The organism is Variovorax sp. Soil_C_17, from assembly GCF_057657265.1.
This window is the reverse complement of the sequence record NZ_JBDGIT010000019.1, coordinates 14,148-32,103: the sequence shown is the minus strand read 5'-3', so window position 1 is coordinate 32,103 and position 17,956 is coordinate 14,148. Positions and strand designations below refer to the sequence as shown.

The 17,956-nt window shown below is 65.9% G+C and carries 11 protein-coding genes; 3 read left to right on the top strand and 8 right to left on the bottom strand.

What is annotated here, in order from left to right:
• Positions 1-346: 346 nt before the first annotated feature.
• Both AC3A6Y_RS33555 and AC3A6Y_RS33550 read left to right on the top strand, forming a co-directional pair.
• Positions 347-634, top strand: coding sequence for a hypothetical protein (locus AC3A6Y_RS33555; protein WP_487872537.1), 288 nt, complete (start codon positions 347-349; stop codon positions 632-634).
• 80 nt (positions 635-714) lie between these two features.
• Positions 715-1,086 carry a response regulator gene (locus tag AC3A6Y_RS33550; protein WP_487872536.1) on the top strand — a complete coding sequence of 124 codons (372 nt, stop codon included), beginning with the start codon at positions 715-717 and terminating at the stop codon, positions 1,084-1,086.
• A 127-nt stretch (positions 1,087-1,213) separates the two neighbouring features.
• Here AC3A6Y_RS33550 and AC3A6Y_RS33545 read toward each other — a convergent pair whose 3' ends face one another.
• The 3 genes from AC3A6Y_RS33545 to AC3A6Y_RS33535 form a co-directional block, all read right to left on the bottom strand.
• The gene (locus tag AC3A6Y_RS33545) at positions 1,214-2,275 is read right to left on the bottom strand and encodes a DUF5666 domain-containing protein (protein WP_487872535.1); all 1,062 of its coding nucleotides are present in this window, start codon (positions 2,273-2,275) and stop codon (positions 1,214-1,216) included.
• 371 nt (positions 2,276-2,646) lie between these two features.
• A complete protein-coding gene (locus AC3A6Y_RS33540; RefSeq protein ID WP_487872534.1) occupies positions 2,647-3,474 on the bottom strand; it encodes a DUF6502 family protein in 828 nt (275 codons plus the stop codon).
• Between the two features lie 28 nt (positions 3,475-3,502).
• Positions 3,503-3,682, bottom strand: a complete 180-nt coding sequence (locus AC3A6Y_RS33535; RefSeq protein WP_487872533.1) for a hypothetical protein — start codon at positions 3,680-3,682, stop codon at positions 3,503-3,505.
• A gap of 1,864 nt (positions 3,683-5,546) precedes the next feature.
• Here AC3A6Y_RS33535 and AC3A6Y_RS33530 point away from each other — a divergent pair.
• Positions 5,547-5,987, top strand: a complete 441-nt coding sequence (locus tag AC3A6Y_RS33530; RefSeq protein ID WP_487872532.1) for a hypothetical protein — start codon at positions 5,547-5,549, stop codon at positions 5,985-5,987.
• A gap of 511 nt (positions 5,988-6,498) precedes the next feature.
• On the opposite strand, the gene istB is transcribed toward AC3A6Y_RS33530, so the two are convergent.
• From istB to AC3A6Y_RS33505, 5 genes are all read right to left on the bottom strand, one after another.
• Positions 6,499-7,221, bottom strand: coding sequence for an IS21-like element helper ATPase IstB (gene istB, locus AC3A6Y_RS33525; RefSeq protein WP_487872531.1), 723 nt, complete (start codon positions 7,219-7,221; stop codon positions 6,499-6,501).
• Entirely contained in the window at positions 7,221-8,549 is a 1,329-nt protein-coding gene (gene istA / locus AC3A6Y_RS33520) for an IS21 family transposase (protein ID WP_487872530.1), read from the bottom strand. The genes istB and istA overlap by 1 nt, the downstream gene beginning before the upstream one ends.
• A 388-nt stretch (positions 8,550-8,937) precedes the next feature.
• Positions 8,938-10,275: an HlyD family type I secretion periplasmic adaptor subunit gene (locus tag AC3A6Y_RS33515; protein WP_487872529.1), complete on the bottom strand. Its 1,338-nt coding sequence runs from the start codon at positions 10,273-10,275 to the stop codon at positions 8,938-8,940.
• On the bottom strand, positions 10,272-11,981 hold the full coding sequence (locus AC3A6Y_RS33510; RefSeq protein ID WP_487872528.1) for a type I secretion system permease/ATPase: 1,710 nt from the start codon (positions 11,979-11,981) through the stop codon (positions 10,272-10,274). Before AC3A6Y_RS33510 ends, AC3A6Y_RS33515 begins: the two co-directional genes overlap by 4 nt.
• A 40-nt stretch (positions 11,982-12,021) precedes the next feature.
• On the bottom strand, positions 12,022-17,763 hold the full coding sequence (locus AC3A6Y_RS33505) for a VCBS domain-containing protein (RefSeq protein ID WP_487872527.1): 5,742 nt from the start codon (positions 17,761-17,763) through the stop codon (positions 12,022-12,024).
• Positions 17,764-17,956: the final 193 nt, after the last annotated feature.

Here is a 17,956-nt window from a genome sequence, read left to right as displayed (position 1 = left end):
AACACCGTCGTTGAAAGACCAGGAGGAATGATGATGTGGCAATCCGACTTGCCAACGAGGACGCTCGCCCAGAATGTTGACCATGGTCGCCAGTGGCAGCACGATTTTGTCCCCGAGTGGCACAGACTTTGCGAAGGTGCGCCGATTGGGTGCAGACGAGCAAGTTCGCCGTCGAGCTGTACGCGGCTCAAGGCAGGGCAATCCCATTGAGGTTGCACGCGAAGAATGGGGTACCTAGCACAAGGGTCGCTGCTCGGCACCCTGGAAAAGCCGAGTATGGGAATCGCAACACCTCGGAAAGTTCGAGATGGTTCGAAGCGAGACGTTTTTTCGAAGAAAGTCAGGCATGACCCAGTCCAACCCTGCCGATTCTGCAGACGCGACGCCACTGGAAGAGGCGCTCGCGAAGAACGTGGATGCCACCGAAGAGGTCAAGCGGGCAGCAGACGAATTGACGATCGTCCGGGCAGTTCTCGACAAGGTTCCTGACGGAACTCCACCCGGGGACATCGAGTTGGCATCCAAACGTGCAGAAGACGTCCAGGAGGATCTTTCCTCGGCGACGGAAAAACTCGAGCAGGTGAACGACGCGCTGGCCAAAGAGGTGAAGGGCGGAGGAACAAGGAATGGATAGCGCCGGGGACATTTCTGCGTGCTGGCCTACGATGCTGCTGATGAAGCTGCAGGATCATCGCGGCGCAACACGACGGGGCCATGCCTACCAAGACATTCCTGGTTGAGGACAACGCGACCATTCGGGCGAACTTGGTGCCCGCAATGCGTGACCTTGCGGATGTCGAGGTCATCGCATCCGCGGAAACGGAAAGCGAAGCGCTCGCCTGGCTTGCCTCCTACACCGGTGAGCTGCATCTTGTCGTCGTGGATCTTCTGCTAAGAGAAGGTTCGGGCCTTGGAGTTGCCAAGCATTTCAGACGTGCGCGTTCGCAGCTCCCAATCGTGATCCTCACGAACTATGCGACACCGAGTACCCGTGAGCGGGCGCGTGCGGCCGGGGCATCCGCCCTCTTCGACAAGTCGACGGAACTGGAGGAGTTTTTCGACTACTGCATGGCGCTGCAGGGCTAGGCCGACGGCTGCGGCTATCTCTGCGAGCTTGGCCGGCTGGGCTGCGAAGGCAGTAAAGGACCGACGCTCTCTTTTCTCAAACGCGCCCGGTGACGCCGTTTGCTCCTGATTTGCCCTCACAACTGCGTCACTCGAAACTGACGCGCGTTGCGATGAGTACGCCGTTCACGACCTGCGAACCTTCGATGTTGACCTTGGTGCCGTTGCGAAGATTCGCGGCGCTGCCGTTCACGAATACCACGCCCGGACCGCTGGCATCCACCGGCTGGCCGCGGACCCGGAAACTCGCCACCGAGCTGAAGTTGCCCACGGTGCCGATGAGCAGGAAGCTCGATAGTCCACCCGTGCCTGGCACGTGACGGATCTTGAGCTTCGAAGCCTGGAGCACGCCGTTGGACATGACACCGCCGACTTCCACCTTGACCCCATTGCCGACGGCGCTGGCTGGCCCGCCCGTTACCCTTGCGGCCGAAGCGTTCACCGGCACATTGAGCACACGCAGCGAGCCCAGGCCCGAGTAATCGGTGACGATGCCTGCGAGCTGCACCGCCGTGGCGTTCGCCGTGGGCACGGGGTACCACCACTGCACGAAGGTCGCGGAGAGCCGGCCCGCTTGCACCGTGCTTGCACGCACGCGGACCAAGGTGCCATCGGCCAAGGGGCCGCCGTCGGGACTGCCGGAAAGCACGGCAGCGCCGTAGTCGATCACCGTCCCGCCGAGCGTGAAGGTACGCCTTGCGGGGTCGAGGTTCTGCACCGTGCCCGTGAGGATTGGCGCAGACGCTCCATGCTGCTCCACGCGCGTGGCCCGCAGCACGCCCGGTGCCCCTGGCAGACCCCAGACCTGCAGCGTGCTGCCGGGCGCGACGGCAGCGAGCCCGGCCGAATCGGCCCAGACGGTAGCCTCGTCCGTGGTGACCGTTGTACCCAGGATGACGAAGCTGCCTTGCGCCAGGTTGACCGAGGACAGCGCACCGCGCAGGTCGGCCGCGGACTCGACGCGCCTGGCGATGCCGCTCGTGAAGTCGGCATTGACCGGCCCCGTCACCTTCGCGCTCATTCCCAGCTGCAGCGTGGGGGCGTCCTCGACATTGAAGACGGCCGTGTCCGTGTCGTAGCGCAAGCCATTGACGATGATGCTGCCTGCGCCGTCGACGGCGCCGATGCCCGCCGCGTCGGCCGTGCTCACGCCGGTGCCGCCGGAGCCCACGCCCGAGCCGTCATCGCTGGATGCTGCGGTGGCTGTGCCGCCACTGCCACCGGATGCGCCACCCCCGCCGGACGTCCCTCCTGGCCCGGAAGCACCTGCCGGGGCAGATGCGCTGCTGCCTTGCCCATCACCTGCGCTTCCGGCGGGCGCGCTCGCATCACCAGAAAACGGCCCACCGACCGCATTGGCAGTATTGGCCGGCGCGAAGCCCGTGCCCCCACCGCCTCCGCCACCACCACATGACAACAGGAGGCCGAGCAACACGGCCAGAAAGCCGTTGCGCAAGAAGGTGTTGGCCATGCTCTCTGCTTGATCGGTGGTGTGAACGCAAAGGAGGAAGGACCCGCAGCTTACTCAACGCTTGAATCTTCGTAGTAGGCGTAGATGCCGACTCTGATGCGAGCTCTGGCGATTTTTTCGGCCGCTTCGAAGGCCCGTGTCATCTCCTGCGTCAGTTCATGGTGCAGCGCACCCCAGCGTTCGCGCACCAACTGGTGGATGCGCTCGCAGTCCTCGATCGGGATCCCAGCGGCAAAAACCGACCGTTCCAGCAAGGGTGGTTGTGCTCCCAGCGTATTGGCCACGCCGGCGAGCAAATGATCGCGAGCGTTGTCCCCCAGGAAGGCGAGCATGCCCTTCAGGTCCTTGGCCGGCACGAATGCGGCGGCGTTAATTTCGACGCTGCCCGAGCGTTCGATCACCATGTCCAACCGCAGGAGCTCATCGAGAATGCTGCGATGGTGCACGTTCCCGCGCGTGGCACGCTTAGCCAAGGCTTCGAAGGAGACGGCCCCCTCCTCTGCAGAAATAGGCAAGATGCGGGCCGCCGGATCCTCGGCGAGCATGTGAAGCCAATGGGTCAGCGTCTTGGCAGCGGCCGACATTTCCGTGTGCGGCAGCGGCTCGACGGCCTCGCGCACCTTGGCGGTCACGGCCTTGCGGTTCAAGCCCGTGGTCACGGAGAGCTGGCTGATGTTCGGCTCCGTGCCCTTCAAGCGCCAGGCCCGCCAAGCTTCATCGATCAGAAGCTCGCGCAGCGCGAGCTCGAGATGGGAGTGCTTCAGTCCGAACGCGAGCGCGAGCCGTACGACCGGCCGCATCGCGCGTGCGCAGGCTTCGAGGACCCAACCGATCTGGTTTTCGGCGTCGTTGCCAGCCTCGCCGTGTGGCGAGGTCATGTCCGCCTCACGCCTGGCGCTTCTCGATTCAATGCGTCTCGTGCCCAAAGATCCTGTCTCCCCTGGCCGCGGCATGGCTGAGCTCGCCTCTGTTGTGGGGCATGTCCGGCACCCACAAGCCGAGCCTATCGTCGCGTTCCTCAGGAGGGATCTTGTCAGACCAGCGCAGCCGGATCTCGTACAGCACGCGCAAAGTCTTGTACGACACGATGCTCCTCGGCTTAAAAGTTTGGGGAAGAACGGCCTGCCACATGCCAGGGACACCAACATCAGTCGCCGTCTGACAAACGGACGCTGATGTCTATAAGACAACAGCACTACTCGTGTGAATCTTTCCCAGCGGCCGCTCTGATCGGAGAAGAAGAATGTCACGGTTGGTCAATCGCCAGAAGAAGGCAGCCGCACGGCGCAAGTGCTGGTCAGCACCCGCGCCACGCCGCGCGAGCTCATCGACCAAGACCTGCGCCAGGAAACAAAGAGAACGCATCGACTTGGCTGTGGCGACTCGGGCAAAGCGAGCAGTCCGGGCGCGCATCGTAGATTCGTTCCGACGGCATCTGCGTGGCGCAGGAGCAGGGCCAAAGGACGAAGATCTACGGGCTTTCGCCAAGCTCGCCGTTGCGGAGCAGCGGCTTCGGCGCCGGCGCGCCGTCACCAGGTCCTCTGACAAGGAGAGTCGCCGTGAGCTCTACGTCATCAACTTGCTCGCGGGCATCACGGCGCTAGTGCCACTGGCCTAGTACAGCAAGGGTTGCAAGCCATGACCGAGGCGGCCCGCAAGCCCATATCGGACATGAGCGAGCCGGTGATTGGCTCGCCGACGTTGAGTCATGCGGCGGAAGTTGCCGCCAATGAGCCGCGGCAGGCGTCGAATTCGGCACCGTCGACGGTACCGACACAGCCCGACTGGACAGATTGGCAGGCACCGGGTCCGGCGGTTCAGCCGCAGCATCTGACCCGCGTCTGCCACCAGTGCCAGACCCTCAACAGGGACACGGCCCGGTATTGCCGCAATTGCGCCGCAAAGCTTCTGCCGGAGAGCGACGGAGCGACGCAGACGCGCACGATTGACACGCCTGTGCTGCAAGGCTCGGCCCGAACTCTGGATTCATGGCCTCCGGTGCGTGCCCAGCGCGGGAGCAAGACGTCTCGCCGTGTTTTGGGAATCCCGGTACCTGCAGGTGTCGACGTGTCAATCGTGTGGCTGTTGATCATTTTGGCGCTGCTGCACGTGGCCTTCGTGCTCTGGTATCTGGGCCGTCCAGCCAAGCACAGTCCACCGCTTTCCGATCCGGCAGCGGCCACTTGGAGGCCCCCTACGCCCAGTGCGCCAAGTACGCCAAGTACGCCAGCAGAAAGTCCGGCTGCAGCGACAGCGCCGTCTCGCCCTGCTCCATCCACTGCTATGCAGGCGGAAAGCGAGCCCGCCCCTTCGGCCGATCAGGCCTATACCGAGCCCGCGCTGGCATCCTCGGCGCAAGCCATTAACGAAGCTTCACTGCCGACAGATGCGGAACCAAGGTCAGCACCCGCGCAGCCGCAGACCCAAGAAGCTCAGCTCTCTCCACCGCCGGCAGGTGCTGTCACTCAAAACGACACCACTCCGATCCAGGAGCGCGCGGGTGATGTCGCAGAGCCTGTGCGTGTCGCACCAGCGCGCATGCCACCCAGGGCCGGGTCCGTCGGCCTTGCCGGGACTGATCGATCCGCAAAAGCCCACGAGCGTTCCACGATGGTCGACGCACGCAGAGCCACTGAGGCCACGAAGGTCGCTGCTCCCGAGAAGGCAGACGAGACAAAAGTGATCGGAGCTTCCAAGGGCAGCGCTTCGCCAGTCCTGCCTCAACAACAGTTGGTTCCCAGTGCGCCGCTTCGCGTAGGTGAGCAGCGTTCCAGCCTGATGCCGGCCCCGCAATACCAGACGCCAGTGGTTCCCACCCGCTGCGACCGCTACAACCCGTACGGCGAGGCGCCGTGTGTGAACCCCGTTCCATCGGCTCGGCTCGCGCCATTCCCGGCCGTCACCAGACGGCGTTCAGGTGAAACCGATGCGCCGCCAAAGAGACCTGGGAATGGCAGCCTCAGTTGGCTCTTTGCAGGTGGCGACGGATCTGGTGGCGGCGGCGGCCCCGGCGCGGGCGCAGGCGGTGGTGGTGGTCCTGGCGCAGGTGCCGGCGGTGGTGGTCCCGGTGGGGGTGCCGGCGGTGGTGGTCCCGGTGGGGGTGCCGGCGGTGGTGGTCCCGGTGGGGGTGCCGGCGGTGGTGGTCCCGGTGCGGGCGCCGGCGGTGGAGGGGGCGGTCCCGGTGGCGGCCCGGGCGGGGGCGGAGGTCCCGGTGGCGGAGGTCCCGGTGCGGGCGCCGGCGGTGGAGGGGGCGGTCCCGGTGGTGGCCCGGGCGGGGGCGGAGGTCCCGGTGGCGGGGGTCCCGGTGGTGGCCCAGGTGGCGGAGGTCCGGGCGGCGGCCCTGGGAGATGACACACGCCTCGCCCGACACCACACAGGCCTTCTCTCTTGACGGGCCCGACACCAATCACCGACGTGAGCAGCTCACCGACGGGTCGAGTGGTCGAATTTCACCGGCCCTGTGGTGGCGTTGTCGAGCTTCAGGTAGGTCTTGTAGAGCACCATCGTGGCATCCAGCAACAGGTTAAGCGCGCCCGCGAGCATCTAGTCCGGCGAAGTTCTGTCGCACCTTGACGTGCACACGGCTGTACCAGCCGGTGCTGAGGATCTGCCACGCGCGTCGTTGCTGCGCATCGCCAGGTTTCTTGACCCGGCTAGCTTCCATGCAGATCTCGAGAAGCCGGTCGCCTGCAAGCCGTAGCCGAGGAACTTGGTCAGCATGCCGATTTCAAGTCCGGTTGAATCTCACATCGGCGCCCAAGCTGCTCAAGTCCTGGGCAATCGCATCTAGCGGGTCTTACCCGGTCAGCCCAATTGGGCCTTTGGCCACGTCGCGAGCTATTTGGTCGCGGCGAACCCCTGCCGAACCTGGCGCCCGCCAGCTCCCTAGTTTGTCTGCTGCCTCACTGGCTGTGATGCAGCAGCCGGTCCAGGATCGCGGTCGCCACGACGGCGTCGCCGAACACCGTGCCCCACTCGGCAACCGAGCGGTTGCTGGTCACCAGCATCGAGCCGCGCTCATAGCGTCGGCTCACCAGCTGGAAGAATAGATGCGCGGCGTTCGCCTCGAACGGCAGGTAGCCCAGCTCGTCGACGACCAGCAGCCGAGGCTTGGTGAAGTGCACGAGCTTCTCCTCGAGCCTGCCTTCCGCGTGTGCACGGGCGAGTTGCGTCACCAGCCCCGTTGCCGGCACGAACAGCGTGGAGTAACCACGCACGATGGCCTCGCGCCCGAGCGCCACCCCCAGGTGCGTCTTGCCGACGCCGGGTGGCCCCAGCAGCAGCACGCTGTCGCCGTTGCCGATCCAACGCGAGGTGGCGAGCTCGCGGACCTGCTTGGGGTCCACCGATGGTTGTGCTTCGTACTCGAAGCCTTCCAGGGTCCGCACGCAAGGGAACTTGGCAATCGACATGCCCATCTGGATGCGCCGTTCATCCTTGCGCGCGACCTCGGCTGCGCACAGCATCGACAGCGCTTCGCGCAGATTCAGCTCCGCACGCCCCGCCTGATCCAGCAGCGTATCGAGCTGATCGCGGATGGCGGTCAACTTCAACCGCGTCAGCATCGGTTCCAGGTCGCCCGACACCTCCAACGCCGGGGCCTTGGCCTTCTTGCCGGCGGCCATCACCAGCGACCTCCGAGGACGCTCTCGTATTCGGCCAGGGGACGCAGCAGCTCGGCGGGCATGGCCGTGGGCAGCGCAACAAGCGAGGCTTTGGTGGCTGTCCTGGTCAGCCAGCTCACGCCCACCAAGTTCGCGCCGACGATGCCAGTCAGGTGGCTCCGTTCAATCACGGTGATGCGCCGGCCCGTGTTCTGGGCGTGGCACGCGACCTCTTGGCCGGCGTAAAGCACGCGCACCTGCCGTTCGGCCGCAATGACAGTCACACTCTCGCCGATGAGCTTCCACGGCACGCTGTAGCGGTTGGTGTCCAGCTCGATGCAGGCGTCGCTGTGGACTCGCCGGGTGAGTTCGCGCACCTGCAGGAAAGGTGCGCGGGCGGCGAGCGGCGCCAAAGCGTGGCGCTCGTCGCGCTCGAAGCGTTGTGCCGGAGGCTCTGCCGTCGTGCCGTGCACGCGCACGTCAGCGACCTCCCGCATCCAGCGCGTCAGGTGAGCCTGCAGGTGTTCCGTCGAAGTGAAGCGATGCCCCGCGATGGCGTTGCGCTTGACGTAGCCAACACCGCGCTCGTCCTTCCCCTTGGTCTGGGCGCGGTAAGGCGCGCAGGCCCGCGGTGTCACCTTCCAGTACCGACAGAAGGCATGGAAGCGGTCGTTGAAACGAACCTCGCGGGTCTGCGCATCGTGCGCGTTGACGAGGGCTCGCGCGTTGTCCACGAGCACCTCCTGCGTCGTGCCGCCGAAGTGCCGGAAGGCGCCTTCCAGGCCCTGCAGCCACGCCGACTGGCGCTCGTGCAGGAACATGGCAACGAAGGTGCGGCGGGAGTAGCCCAGCGAGGCGACGAACAGATGCACCTTCAGCGGCTCGTCGGCCACCGGCACGCGCACGGTGCCGAAGTCGATCTGCAACTGATGGCCCGGCGGCGTCTCATACCGCACCGTTGCGACGCTCTGGGCCATGACCTCACGGCGCAGATGCGCCACCGCACGCTCGACAGTGCGAAGGCTCACCTCGATGCCATGCACGCGCAGCAGTTCCTGGCGCACGACATCGCAGTTGCCACGGTGCTGGCGGAATTGACCGGCAAGCCACTCTGCATGCTCGGTCAAGCGACCGGTCCGCGGCGGTGATTCGTAAGGCCGCCATCCGCCTTGGCGAAGGTAGCGCCGGACGGTGTTGCGGCTTACCCCCAACTCGTTGGCGATGCGCTTGGCGCCCCAGCCGAGCGACGCCAGCTTGAGCATCGCTTCCACGTCCTCCGGTGCCTGCATTGCCTCGCTCCAATCCATCCGTTCGGATGGTGGAGCTTGCTCGAACACGTTGCCTTCCATCTTGGCCTCCTGCCATGAGGGGGGTCAATTCCTCATGTCGTCAGGGGGTCAGTTTCTCGTGTCGCCTGACACCCTGTCTATCCGTAGGTCCCCGGTTCGAGCTCAGGTTGAGGAGCCACTGCAATGAAGGCCTTTGCCATCCAATCGACAGCATGGTCTTACTCTTGTTCGGCGTTTATGGTGAAGCCAGGCGACGCTCGTGTCGCCACGCACCAGAATGCGCCGCGACATCAGCGGCTGATGCTGCGCAGCACGCCCGCAGCTGCAGGACCTCCGGTGCAGAAACCGCGCAGCTTCCCTCCTCGAAGCTCAATCATCCAGGACTGCATACCCCAAAATGGAATGGCCTCCAGGCTCGATCTGGCCGGGTCGCAGCACATGCGGCGAACTAACGCTCGCGCGCGGCGCGGCGCAGCAACTGGGTGATAGGCTCCAACAGGTACTGGAGGGCGGTGCGCTCGTCTCCCTGCAGGTAGATCTCGGCGGGCATGCCGGCCAGCAGCTTCAGGTCCCCGGCCGTCGCGAGCGAAGCCGGATCGGCCTCGACCAGCACCGAGTAGTAGGGAGCGCTGGTCGCACGGTCGATCAGGCGGTCGCCCGACACATAGACCACCTTGCCGTGCACCAGCTGCGTGGTCCGGTACTTGAACGCCGTGAAGCGGATGTCGGCCGGCTGGCCACGGTGGATGCGGCCGATGTCCTCGGGATGCACGCGCGCATCGGTCACCAGGCGGGTGTTGTCCGGTACGATGTCGGCAATGGTCTCGCGAGGCGGGATCACCGCGCCGGGCGTCGAATACTTCAGATCGATGACCTCGCCGCTGGCCGGTGCCGTGATCACCTGGCGCGCCGAGGCGTCGGCCGACTTGCGCCGCTCCTGCTCGATCTCGGCGAGTCGCGCCGCCGTGACCTTGAGTTGGTCGCTCGCCTGCTGTCGGTAGTCGCTCTCCAACGCCCGGATGCGCAGGTCGGCATCGACCGTGCGCTGCTCGGCGCGCGCCAACTCCGCCCGCCGCTCCTCGAGCTTCACGCCGTAGTCGGCGACGGTGCCTTCGAGCTGTGCGATGCGCGCGGCCGAGACGAAACCATCCTTGAGCAGCTTGCGGTGCGTCTCCAGATCGTTCTTTTGGGATTTCATCGACTCGCTCGCCTGCATGATCTGGGCCCGCAGTGCGACGATCTCCTCTGCCACCTTCTCGCGCTGCGAACGCAGCAGACGCACCTGCCCCCCCAGCGCATCGCGCCGCGCCTCGAACAGTGCGCTCTCCTTGTCCAATTGCACGGCCAGACGCGGGTCGGCTGCCGCGGTCTCGACCACATCGGGCGGGAAGGCGACCGCGCGCGCCATGGTCTGCTCCGCGTCCAGCCGCGCGAGGCTGGCCCGCTCGGTCTGGACGCGGTGGTCGAGCCGGTTCCTATCGGCGTCGACCGAGACATCGCCGAGCACCAGCAATGGTTCCCCCTGCCGCACATGCTGGCCGTCGCGTACCAGCACCTCGCGCACGATGCCGCCTTCGGCATGCTGCACCGGTCGCCGGTTCAGGTCCACTTTCACATGGGCCTGCGCGATCACGGCGGACGACAGCGGAGCGAAGCTCAGCCACGCGGCGGCCGGCAGCAGTCCGCAGGCCAGCACGGTCATGCCCCAGTGCGTCAGGCCGCGCGCTTCGCGCACATGGAGCGCCAGCGGGTCGTTGGCCGCAAGCGCGTTGGCAGTGGGATTCATGACACCTTCTCCACAGGGCGGGGCATCATTACCACCTGCGCCCCGCCGGTGTTCTGCCCGGCTCGCTTGATCGACTGCATGACCTCCGCCACCGGTCCGTACTGCTGTACCCTGCCGGCCTCCAGCACCAGCAGCTTGTCCATGTGCTGCACCAGCGTGCTGCGGTGCGTGACGACGATCACGGTGACTTGGCCGCGCAGCGCCTTCAAGGCCTCTGCCAGTGCCAGTTCGCCCGCGCCATCCAGGTTGGAATTGGGCTCGTCCAGCACCAGCAGCTTCGGGTTGCCGTAGAGCGCGCGCGCCAGAGCGATGCGCTGGCGCTGGCCGGGCGACAGCATCACGCCCATGCTGTCGATGACGGTGTCGTAGCCCTGCGGCAGCGACAGGATCAGCGCATGCACGCCGGCGCGCTGCGCCGCCTGCACGACCTTGTCCGCGTCGACTTCGCCCAGCCGCGCGATGTTTTCCGCAACGGTGCCGGCAAACAGCTCGACGCCCTGCGGCACATAGCCCAGCCAGGGGCCGAGCGCTTCGCGCGGCCAATGCGCAAGATCTGCGCCGTCCAGCCGCACGACGCCCGCATGGGGCTTCCAAAGCCCGGTCAGCAGGCGCACCAGGGTCGACTTGCCGGCACCGCTCGGGCCGGTGATGGCGAGCGACTCGCCGGGCTCCAGGCTCAGCGAAACGCCGGCCAGGATCATCCGCTCGCTCTGCGGCGCCCGGAACACCAGGCCCTGCGTATGCAGGCGGCCGCTCGGGGCCGGCAGCGTCATGCGTTCCGGCTGGCGCTCGGCGGCACCCAACAGCTCGGACAAGCGCGAGTAGGCGAGCCGCCCCTCGGCCAGCACCCGCCAGCTCCCCACCACTTGCTCGACCGGCGCCAGTGCCCGGCCTAACAGGATGGTGCAGGCCACCAGGATGCCCGGCGTGCCTTCGCCGGTGATGACGAGGTAGGCGCCCAGTGCCTGCAACAGGACCTGGACCGCCTGGCGCGTGGTTCGCGTGAGTACCGCCATTGCGACCGACTTGCGGGCGGTCGGGCCCTGCAGCGCGGTGACGCCTGTGTTGAGTTGGCGCCAGCGCGCGATCAGCGCGTCACCCATCCCAAGGGACTGCGCGAGCTCTGCATTCTGCATCGAGCCCTCGAGGTAGCGCGTGGTCCTGGCGGCCTCTTTCTGCAAGGCTTCGATGTCGCGGCGCGTGACACGGTCGTTCACCACCGCGAGAGCGAGCATCAGCACGGATGCGGCGGCGGCCGCCATGCCCAGCAGCGGATGCGCCAGCCAGATGACAGCGACGTAGACAAAGGCCCAAGGCATGTCGAACAGCGCCAGCAGCCCCTGCGCGGAAAACAGGTTGCGCAGCGCCGCCACGTCGCGCAAGCCTTCGGACGTCGAGCGCTCTGCGCGGCGCGCCGCGTGGCCCAGCATGAGCTTGGCCACGGCTGGTGACAGCTGTTCCGCGATCAAATTGCCGGCGACGCCCTGCAGTCGGCCACGCAGGTAATCCAACACCGCCATCAGGCCGAGAGCCACGGCCACGCCGAGCAGCAGCACGAGCAGCGTCTCCTGGCTCTGGCTCGTCAGCACGCGGTCGAAGACCTGCAGCATGAAGAGCGCGGGCGCGAGCAGCAGCAGGTTCACGAAGAAGGAGAAGCCGGCGACGAACAGAAGCGGCCGCTCCAGGAGCCGAAGGAGAGGCTTCATGTCGCCGGCCGATCATTCGACAACGTCGACATCGGATGTCTCATGAGCCGGCCTTGATGTCGTTGTTGTCGAAGGTGTCACCCGGATTGCTCAGTGTCAGCGTCGCTACCAGCGTACGGTTGGCGGCGCCAAGGCCGTCCGAGTCGTAGTAGAGGCTGCCCGTGGCGCTGTCGTAGATCACGTGAACGTCCGCACCTACTGCATCTCCGGCACCACCGCCGCTCACCGATGCGAACTCGCTCGCCGCCAGGGTGCTGCCGCTCGCGGTCGACAGCGCAGTGAAGGTGCTGAGCGACAGCTCGAGCAGGTCGCCGCTGGCGGCAGAACCCGAGGCGTCGAAGTCGGTGATCGAATCGACCGCGTTGGGTGCCGAATCGAAGACGAAGGTGTCGTTGTCAGCGCCGCCGGTGAGGATGTCGGCGCCGGTCCCGCCGACGATGCGATCGTCCCCGGCGAGGCCGTTGATCGCGTCGTTGCCGCCGCCGCCGCGCAACTGGTCGTTCGACGCGGAGCCGGAGAGGGCGTCGGCAAAAGCCGTGCCGATGACGCCTTCGAAGTTTCGGTAGCTGTCGGTGCCGAGCCCGGCGGCGCCGGTGTTGAAGCTCGTTGCACTGCTGCTTTGCGTCAGCGTGAACGTCAGCCCGGCGGTGCCGTCGGAGAAATCGAGCAGGTCGGCGTTGCCACCCGCGCCGTCGAGCGTATCGTTGCCGGCGCCGCCGCGGATGATGTCGTTCTCGGCGCTGCCGGTAAGGGTGTCGGCCAGGTTCGTGCCGATCACGCCTTCGATATTCTGATAAGTGTCGTTTTGGCCGAGACCACCCGTGTCGTTGGCGATGCTGGTCGAGCCAGTACTCTGCACGAGCGTGAAATTGATTGCCACAGTACCGTCCGAGAAGTCGAGCAGGTCTTCGCTGCCGGCGCCGCCGTCCATCGTGTCACCGTTGCCGGTGCCACCACGGAGCACGTCGTTGCCAGCGCCGCCGGACAGCGTGTCGTTGCCGCCACCGCCGACCAGAAGATCGTTGCCGTGAGAGCCGGTCAGCGCGTCACTACCGTTGCCGGCCCCTCCGATGAAGACGTCGCCGGCTGCACCACCCGCCAGCTCGTCGGCACCGCCGCGGCCGTCGATGTAGGAGGCCTGGTACGTACCGGCCGTGCTGAGATTGATGGTGTCGGCATTGTTCCCGTTGGACACGGCTCTGATGTCGATCGTCACCGTCGCCGTCGCGATGCCCCCGGCGCCGTCCGATACGGTGTACTGGAAGCTGCCGGCCGTGGCACCCACGGTGTTTCCGCTGGTGAAGCTGATTGTGCCGTTGGTGGTGTCCAGGGTGAGGCCGGAGATTCCGACTGCGCTGCCGACGCCGGTGATGGCTAAAGCGAAACCGTCGATGTCCGTGTCGTTACCGAGGAGCGAGTTCACCGACAGCGTGACCAGCGTGCTGTTCGACACGATGATCCGGTCAGCCAAGGCGACCGGGTGGTCATTCACCGCGGCGACGGTGATGCTCGCCGTATCCGTCGCGCTCGAGAATGCGGAGCTGCCTCCATTCGTCAGGGTGTTCACCGTCGTACCCGCCGTGCCGCTCGACTGGTCCCACGCACGGAAGGTCATGCCGTCGCTGACCGTCCCGCTGAAGTTCGAATCCCCCTGGAAATAGATCCGCGTGTTGGCGTCCGCAGCCAACAGCAGTGCGGACGAGTTCGTCACCGCACCCACCGTCGCCCAGGTGGCACCGCCGTTCATGGAGTACCACCAGCTTCCGTTGGCAGCATTCACGCTTGTCAAAGCGATGCCGGTGACCGAACCGTTGTCCGCATCACTCACGTTGTCGAGGCCGCCGGCCGGTGGGTTCAGATTCACCAGGCTGGATACGAGCGTTCCGACGGCTCCGAATGGTGCGCCGGCATCTTCGTTGACCGAAGTCAGCACAGGTGTCGCGGCAGCGCTCAGGACGGGGGCATCGTTGGTGCCGGCGATGGTCACCGTCACCACTTGGCTCGCCGTTCCATCGGACGAGACCGCGGTGAAGCTGTCGCTGATCGATTGACCTGCGCCCAACTGCTGGATCGCGCTCTGCCTGTTGTCGGCCGTGTAGGTCCAGTTGCCGTCGGCTGCCAGCGTGAAGCTGCCATAGCCGTTGCTGCCGGCGGTGCTCGCCTGCGGCGTGAAGTTGGACTGGCCCTGGTCCACATCGGCCATCGTCAGCGCACCACTGGTGCTCAGATTCGGCGTCGAGGCATCCTCGCTCACCGCACCGCTCGCCACGCCGCCAATCACCGGCACGTCGTTGGTCCCGGTGATCGTCACCGTCACCACTTGGCTCGCCGTTCCATCGGACGAGACCGCGGTGAAGCTGTCGCTGATCGATTGACCTGCGCCCAGCTGCTGGATCGCGCTCTGGCTGTTGTCGGCCGTGTAGGTCCAGTTGCCTTCGGCCGCCAGCGTGAAGCTGCCGTAGCCATTGCTGCCAGCGGTGCCGACCAGGGGCGTGAAGTTGGACTGGCCCTGGTCCGCATCAGCAATCGTCAGCGCACCGCTGGTGCTCAGGCTCGGGGTCGAGGTATCCTCGATCACTGCGCCGCTGGCCACGCCGCCGATCACCGGCACGTCGTTGGTCCCGGTGATCGTCACCGTCACCACTTGGCTCGCCGTTCCGTCGGACGACACCGCGATAAAGCTGTCGCTGATCGATTGACCTGCGCCCAGCTGCTGGATCGCGCTCTGGCTGTTGTCGGCCGCATAGGTCCAAGTGCCATCCGCCGCCAGCGTGAAGCTGCCGTAGCCGTTGCTGCCGGCGGTGCCGACCTGGGGCGTGAAGTTGGACTGGCCCTGGTCCACATCGGCAATCGTCAGCGCACCGCTGGTGCTCAGGTTCGGGGTTGAGGCATCCTCGACCACTGCGCCGCTGGTCACGCCGCCAATCACCGGCACGTCGTTGGTTCCGGTGATGGTCACCGTCACCATTTGGCTCGCCGTTCCATCGGAAGACACCGCGGTGAAGCTGTCGCTGATCGATTGACCTGCGCCCAGCTGCTGGATCGCGCTCTGGCTGTTGTCGGCCGCATAGGTCCAAGTGCCATCCGCCGCCAGCGTGAAGCTGCCGTAGCCGTTGCTGCCGGCGGTGCCGACCTGGGGCGTGAAGTTGGACTGGCCCTGGTCCACATCGGCAATCGTCAGCGCACCACTGGTGCTCAGATTCGGCGTCGAGGCATCCTCGCTCACCGCACCGCTCGCCACTCCGCCAATCACCGGCACGTCATTGGTACCAGTGATCGTCACCGTCACCACTTGGCTCGCCGTTCCATCGGACGAGACCGCGGTGAAGCTGTCGCTGATCGATTGACCTGCGCCCAACTGCTGGATCGCGCTCTGCCTGTTGTCGGCCGTGTAGGTCCAGTTGCCGTCGGCTGCCAGCGTGAAGCTGCCATAGCCGTTGCTGCCGGCGGTGCTCGCCTGCGGCGTCAAGTTGGACTGGCCCTGGTCCACATCGGCAATCGTCAGCGCACCACTGGTGCTCAGATTCGGCGTCGAGGCATCCTCGCTCACCGCACCGCTCGCCACACCGCCAATCACCGGCACGTCATTGGTCCCGGTGATGGTCACCGTCACCACTTGGCTCGCCGTTCCATCGGACGACACCGCGGTGAAGCTGTCGCTGATCGTTTGACCTGCGCCCAACTGCTGGATCGCGCTCTGGCCATTGTCGGCCGTGTAGGTCCAGTTGCCGTCGGCCGCCAGCGTGAAGCTGCCGTAGCCGTTGCTGCCGGCGGTGCTCGCCTGCGGCGTCAAGTTGGACTGGCCCTGGTCCACATCGGCAATCGTCAGCGCACCACTGGTGCTCAGATTCGGCGTCGAGGCATCCTCGCTCACCGCACCGCTCGCCACACCGCCAATCACCGGCACGTCATTGGTCCCGGTGATGGTCACCGTCACCACTTGGCTCGCCGTTCCATCGGACGAGACCGCGGTGAAGCTGTCGCTGATCGATTGACCTGCGCCCAACTGCTGGATCGCGCTCTGGCCATTGTCGGCCGTGTAGGTCCAGTTGCCGTCGGCCGCCAGCGTGAAGCTGCCGTAGCCATTGCTGCCAGCGGTGCCGACCTGGGGCGTGAAGTTGGACTGGCCCTGGTCCACATCAGCAATCGTCAGCGCACCGCTGGTGCTCAGGCTCGGGGTCGAGGCATCCTCGCTCACCGCACCGCTCGCCACACCGCCGATCACCGGCACATCGTTCGTTCCAGTGACGGTTACCGAGACTTGCTGATCAACCGCGCCCCCATGACCGTCGCCGATGCGCACGGTGAAGCTCTCCGTTACCGTCTGGCCGGCAGCCAGATACTGCGTGGCCGCGTTGGAGACGCTGTAGTTCCAGCTCACGGTGCCGTCGCCCGCGTCCGTGGCGGCGTCGTCAACGACGGGCGTCAGCACCCCGCCGAGCATGTTGGCCGGATCGACCATCACGCTGACGCTGTGCGCGTCACTCAGGTCCACGTCGTCGAAGCGGATCGTGCCGCTGTCGCTCAGGGTCGGCGTCGCCGCGTCTTCGGTCACCGCTCCGCTCGCGTCCGCAGCGCTGATTGCCGGCACGTCATTGGCGCCGGTGATGGTCACATCGATTTGTCTGGTCACGAGACCGCCGTGCTGGTCGTCCAGCGTGATGGTGAAGCTCTCGACCCGCGTCTCGCCTGCAGCGAGGTACTCGACGGCCGTCGCGTCCACGGTGTAGGTCCAGGTGAGCTGGCCGCCCGTGCCGGTGCCTGTGCTGTCGCTGTCCACGACCGCCGTCAGGCTGCCCAGCACGCTGCCGACCGGCATGCCCGTGGCGCTCACCAGGTGCACATCGCTCAGGTCCGCATCGCTGAACCCGATGACGCCGCTGTCGCTCAACTGGCCCGCCGGCGCAAGCTGCTCGCCCACCGCGCCCGTCAGGTCCTGCGCTGTGATCACCGGACCGTCGTTGCTGCCAGTGATGGTGATGGTCACCGTGGCCTGGCCTGTGCCTCCGTCGGCATCCTTCACCTCGTAAGTGAAGGTGTCGGTCGCGCTCTCGCCGGCCGCCAGGTGCTGGAAATCGGCCGCACGGGGCTGGTATTGGAAATGCCAAGTCGATGGATCGTCCATCGCCGGCTGGACGAGCGTCGCCGTGCCGTGAGCCGGAGCCGAGGCCAACGCCAAGCTCTTGACCAGGTCAGGGACCAGATCGTTCTGCAGCACGTGGATCTGCACCCCTGGATCGTCTTCAGTCGCCGTCCCCGCATCGCCCAGCGCCCTCACCGCCTCGTTGGCCGGGTTCAGCTGGACACCGTCCACGAGGACTCTCAGGACTTCGGTCATCTGCAGCGTCAGCGTGGATGACCCGAACCTGAAAACGAAATCGCTGGCGGCGCCATTGGAAACTTCGCCGGTCAGGGCATTGGTCACTGCCGCAAGATGGGCCAGATAGGCGGCGATCTGCGTCTGGGTGGCGGCGTCCAGCCACTGCGCCCGCGTGAGCTGGAGCTCGAGCGTATCGACCCCCACGCCGCCCGTATATACGTCCTTGGTGCCTGCTGCGATGTTTTCGCTCACGTTGTAGACCAGGGTGTCGTTCCCCGATCCCCCGTTGAGCTGGTCGCTACCGCTGTCGCCATCGAGCCTGTCGTCTCCCGCGCCACCATTGATTGAGTCGTTGCCGCTTCCGCCGCTGATGCTGTCGTCCCCGTTGCCGCTGTTGATGGTGTCGCTGCCGGCCGTGCCGGTGAGAAGGTCGTTGCTGTTGGAGCCGGTAATCGCGGTCATGTGCTTCCTTGGTGAGCGCCGGAAAGCCGGCGTGCCTGCGTCAATGACGTACTGCTTTTGTTTGCAAATTTGACATCACTGATGGTTGAAACACATGGGAGGAATGTCCTTTCAGTCCTCATCAACAAGTCCTAGGGCGGCTTCGAAAAGTCGGTACTTTTGTCCTGCCTAACTATCCGCGCGCGGCTTGGCG

Coding starts and splice junctions, on each gene's coding strand:
- istB (WP_487872531.1), bottom strand. CDS start 7,221: ATGGCCGCCGGCAAGAAGGCCAAGGCCCCGGCGTTGGAGGTGTCGGGC.
- AC3A6Y_RS33515 (WP_487872529.1), bottom strand. CDS start 10,275: ATGAATCCCACTGCCAACGCGCTTGCGGCCAACGACCCGCTGGCGCTC.
- AC3A6Y_RS33505 (WP_487872527.1), bottom strand. CDS start 17,763: ATGACCGCGATTACCGGCTCCAACAGCAACGACCTTCTCACCGGCACG.
- istA (WP_487872530.1), bottom strand. CDS start 8,549: ATGGAAGGCAACGTGTTCGAGCAAGCTCCACCATCCGAACGGATGGAT.
- AC3A6Y_RS33510 (WP_487872528.1), bottom strand. CDS start 11,981: ATGAAGCCTCTCCTTCGGCTCCTGGAGCGGCCGCTTCTGTTCGTCGCC.
- AC3A6Y_RS33540 (WP_487872534.1), bottom strand. CDS start 3,474: ATGACCTCGCCACACGGCGAGGCTGGCAACGACGCCGAAAACCAGATC.
- AC3A6Y_RS33550 (WP_487872536.1), top strand. CDS start 715: ATGCCTACCAAGACATTCCTGGTTGAGGACAACGCGACCATTCGGGCG.
- AC3A6Y_RS33530 (WP_487872532.1), top strand. CDS start 5,547: ATGGCAGCCTCAGTTGGCTCTTTGCAGGTGGCGACGGATCTGGTGGCG.
- AC3A6Y_RS33555 (WP_487872537.1), top strand. CDS start 347: ATGACCCAGTCCAACCCTGCCGATTCTGCAGACGCGACGCCACTGGAA.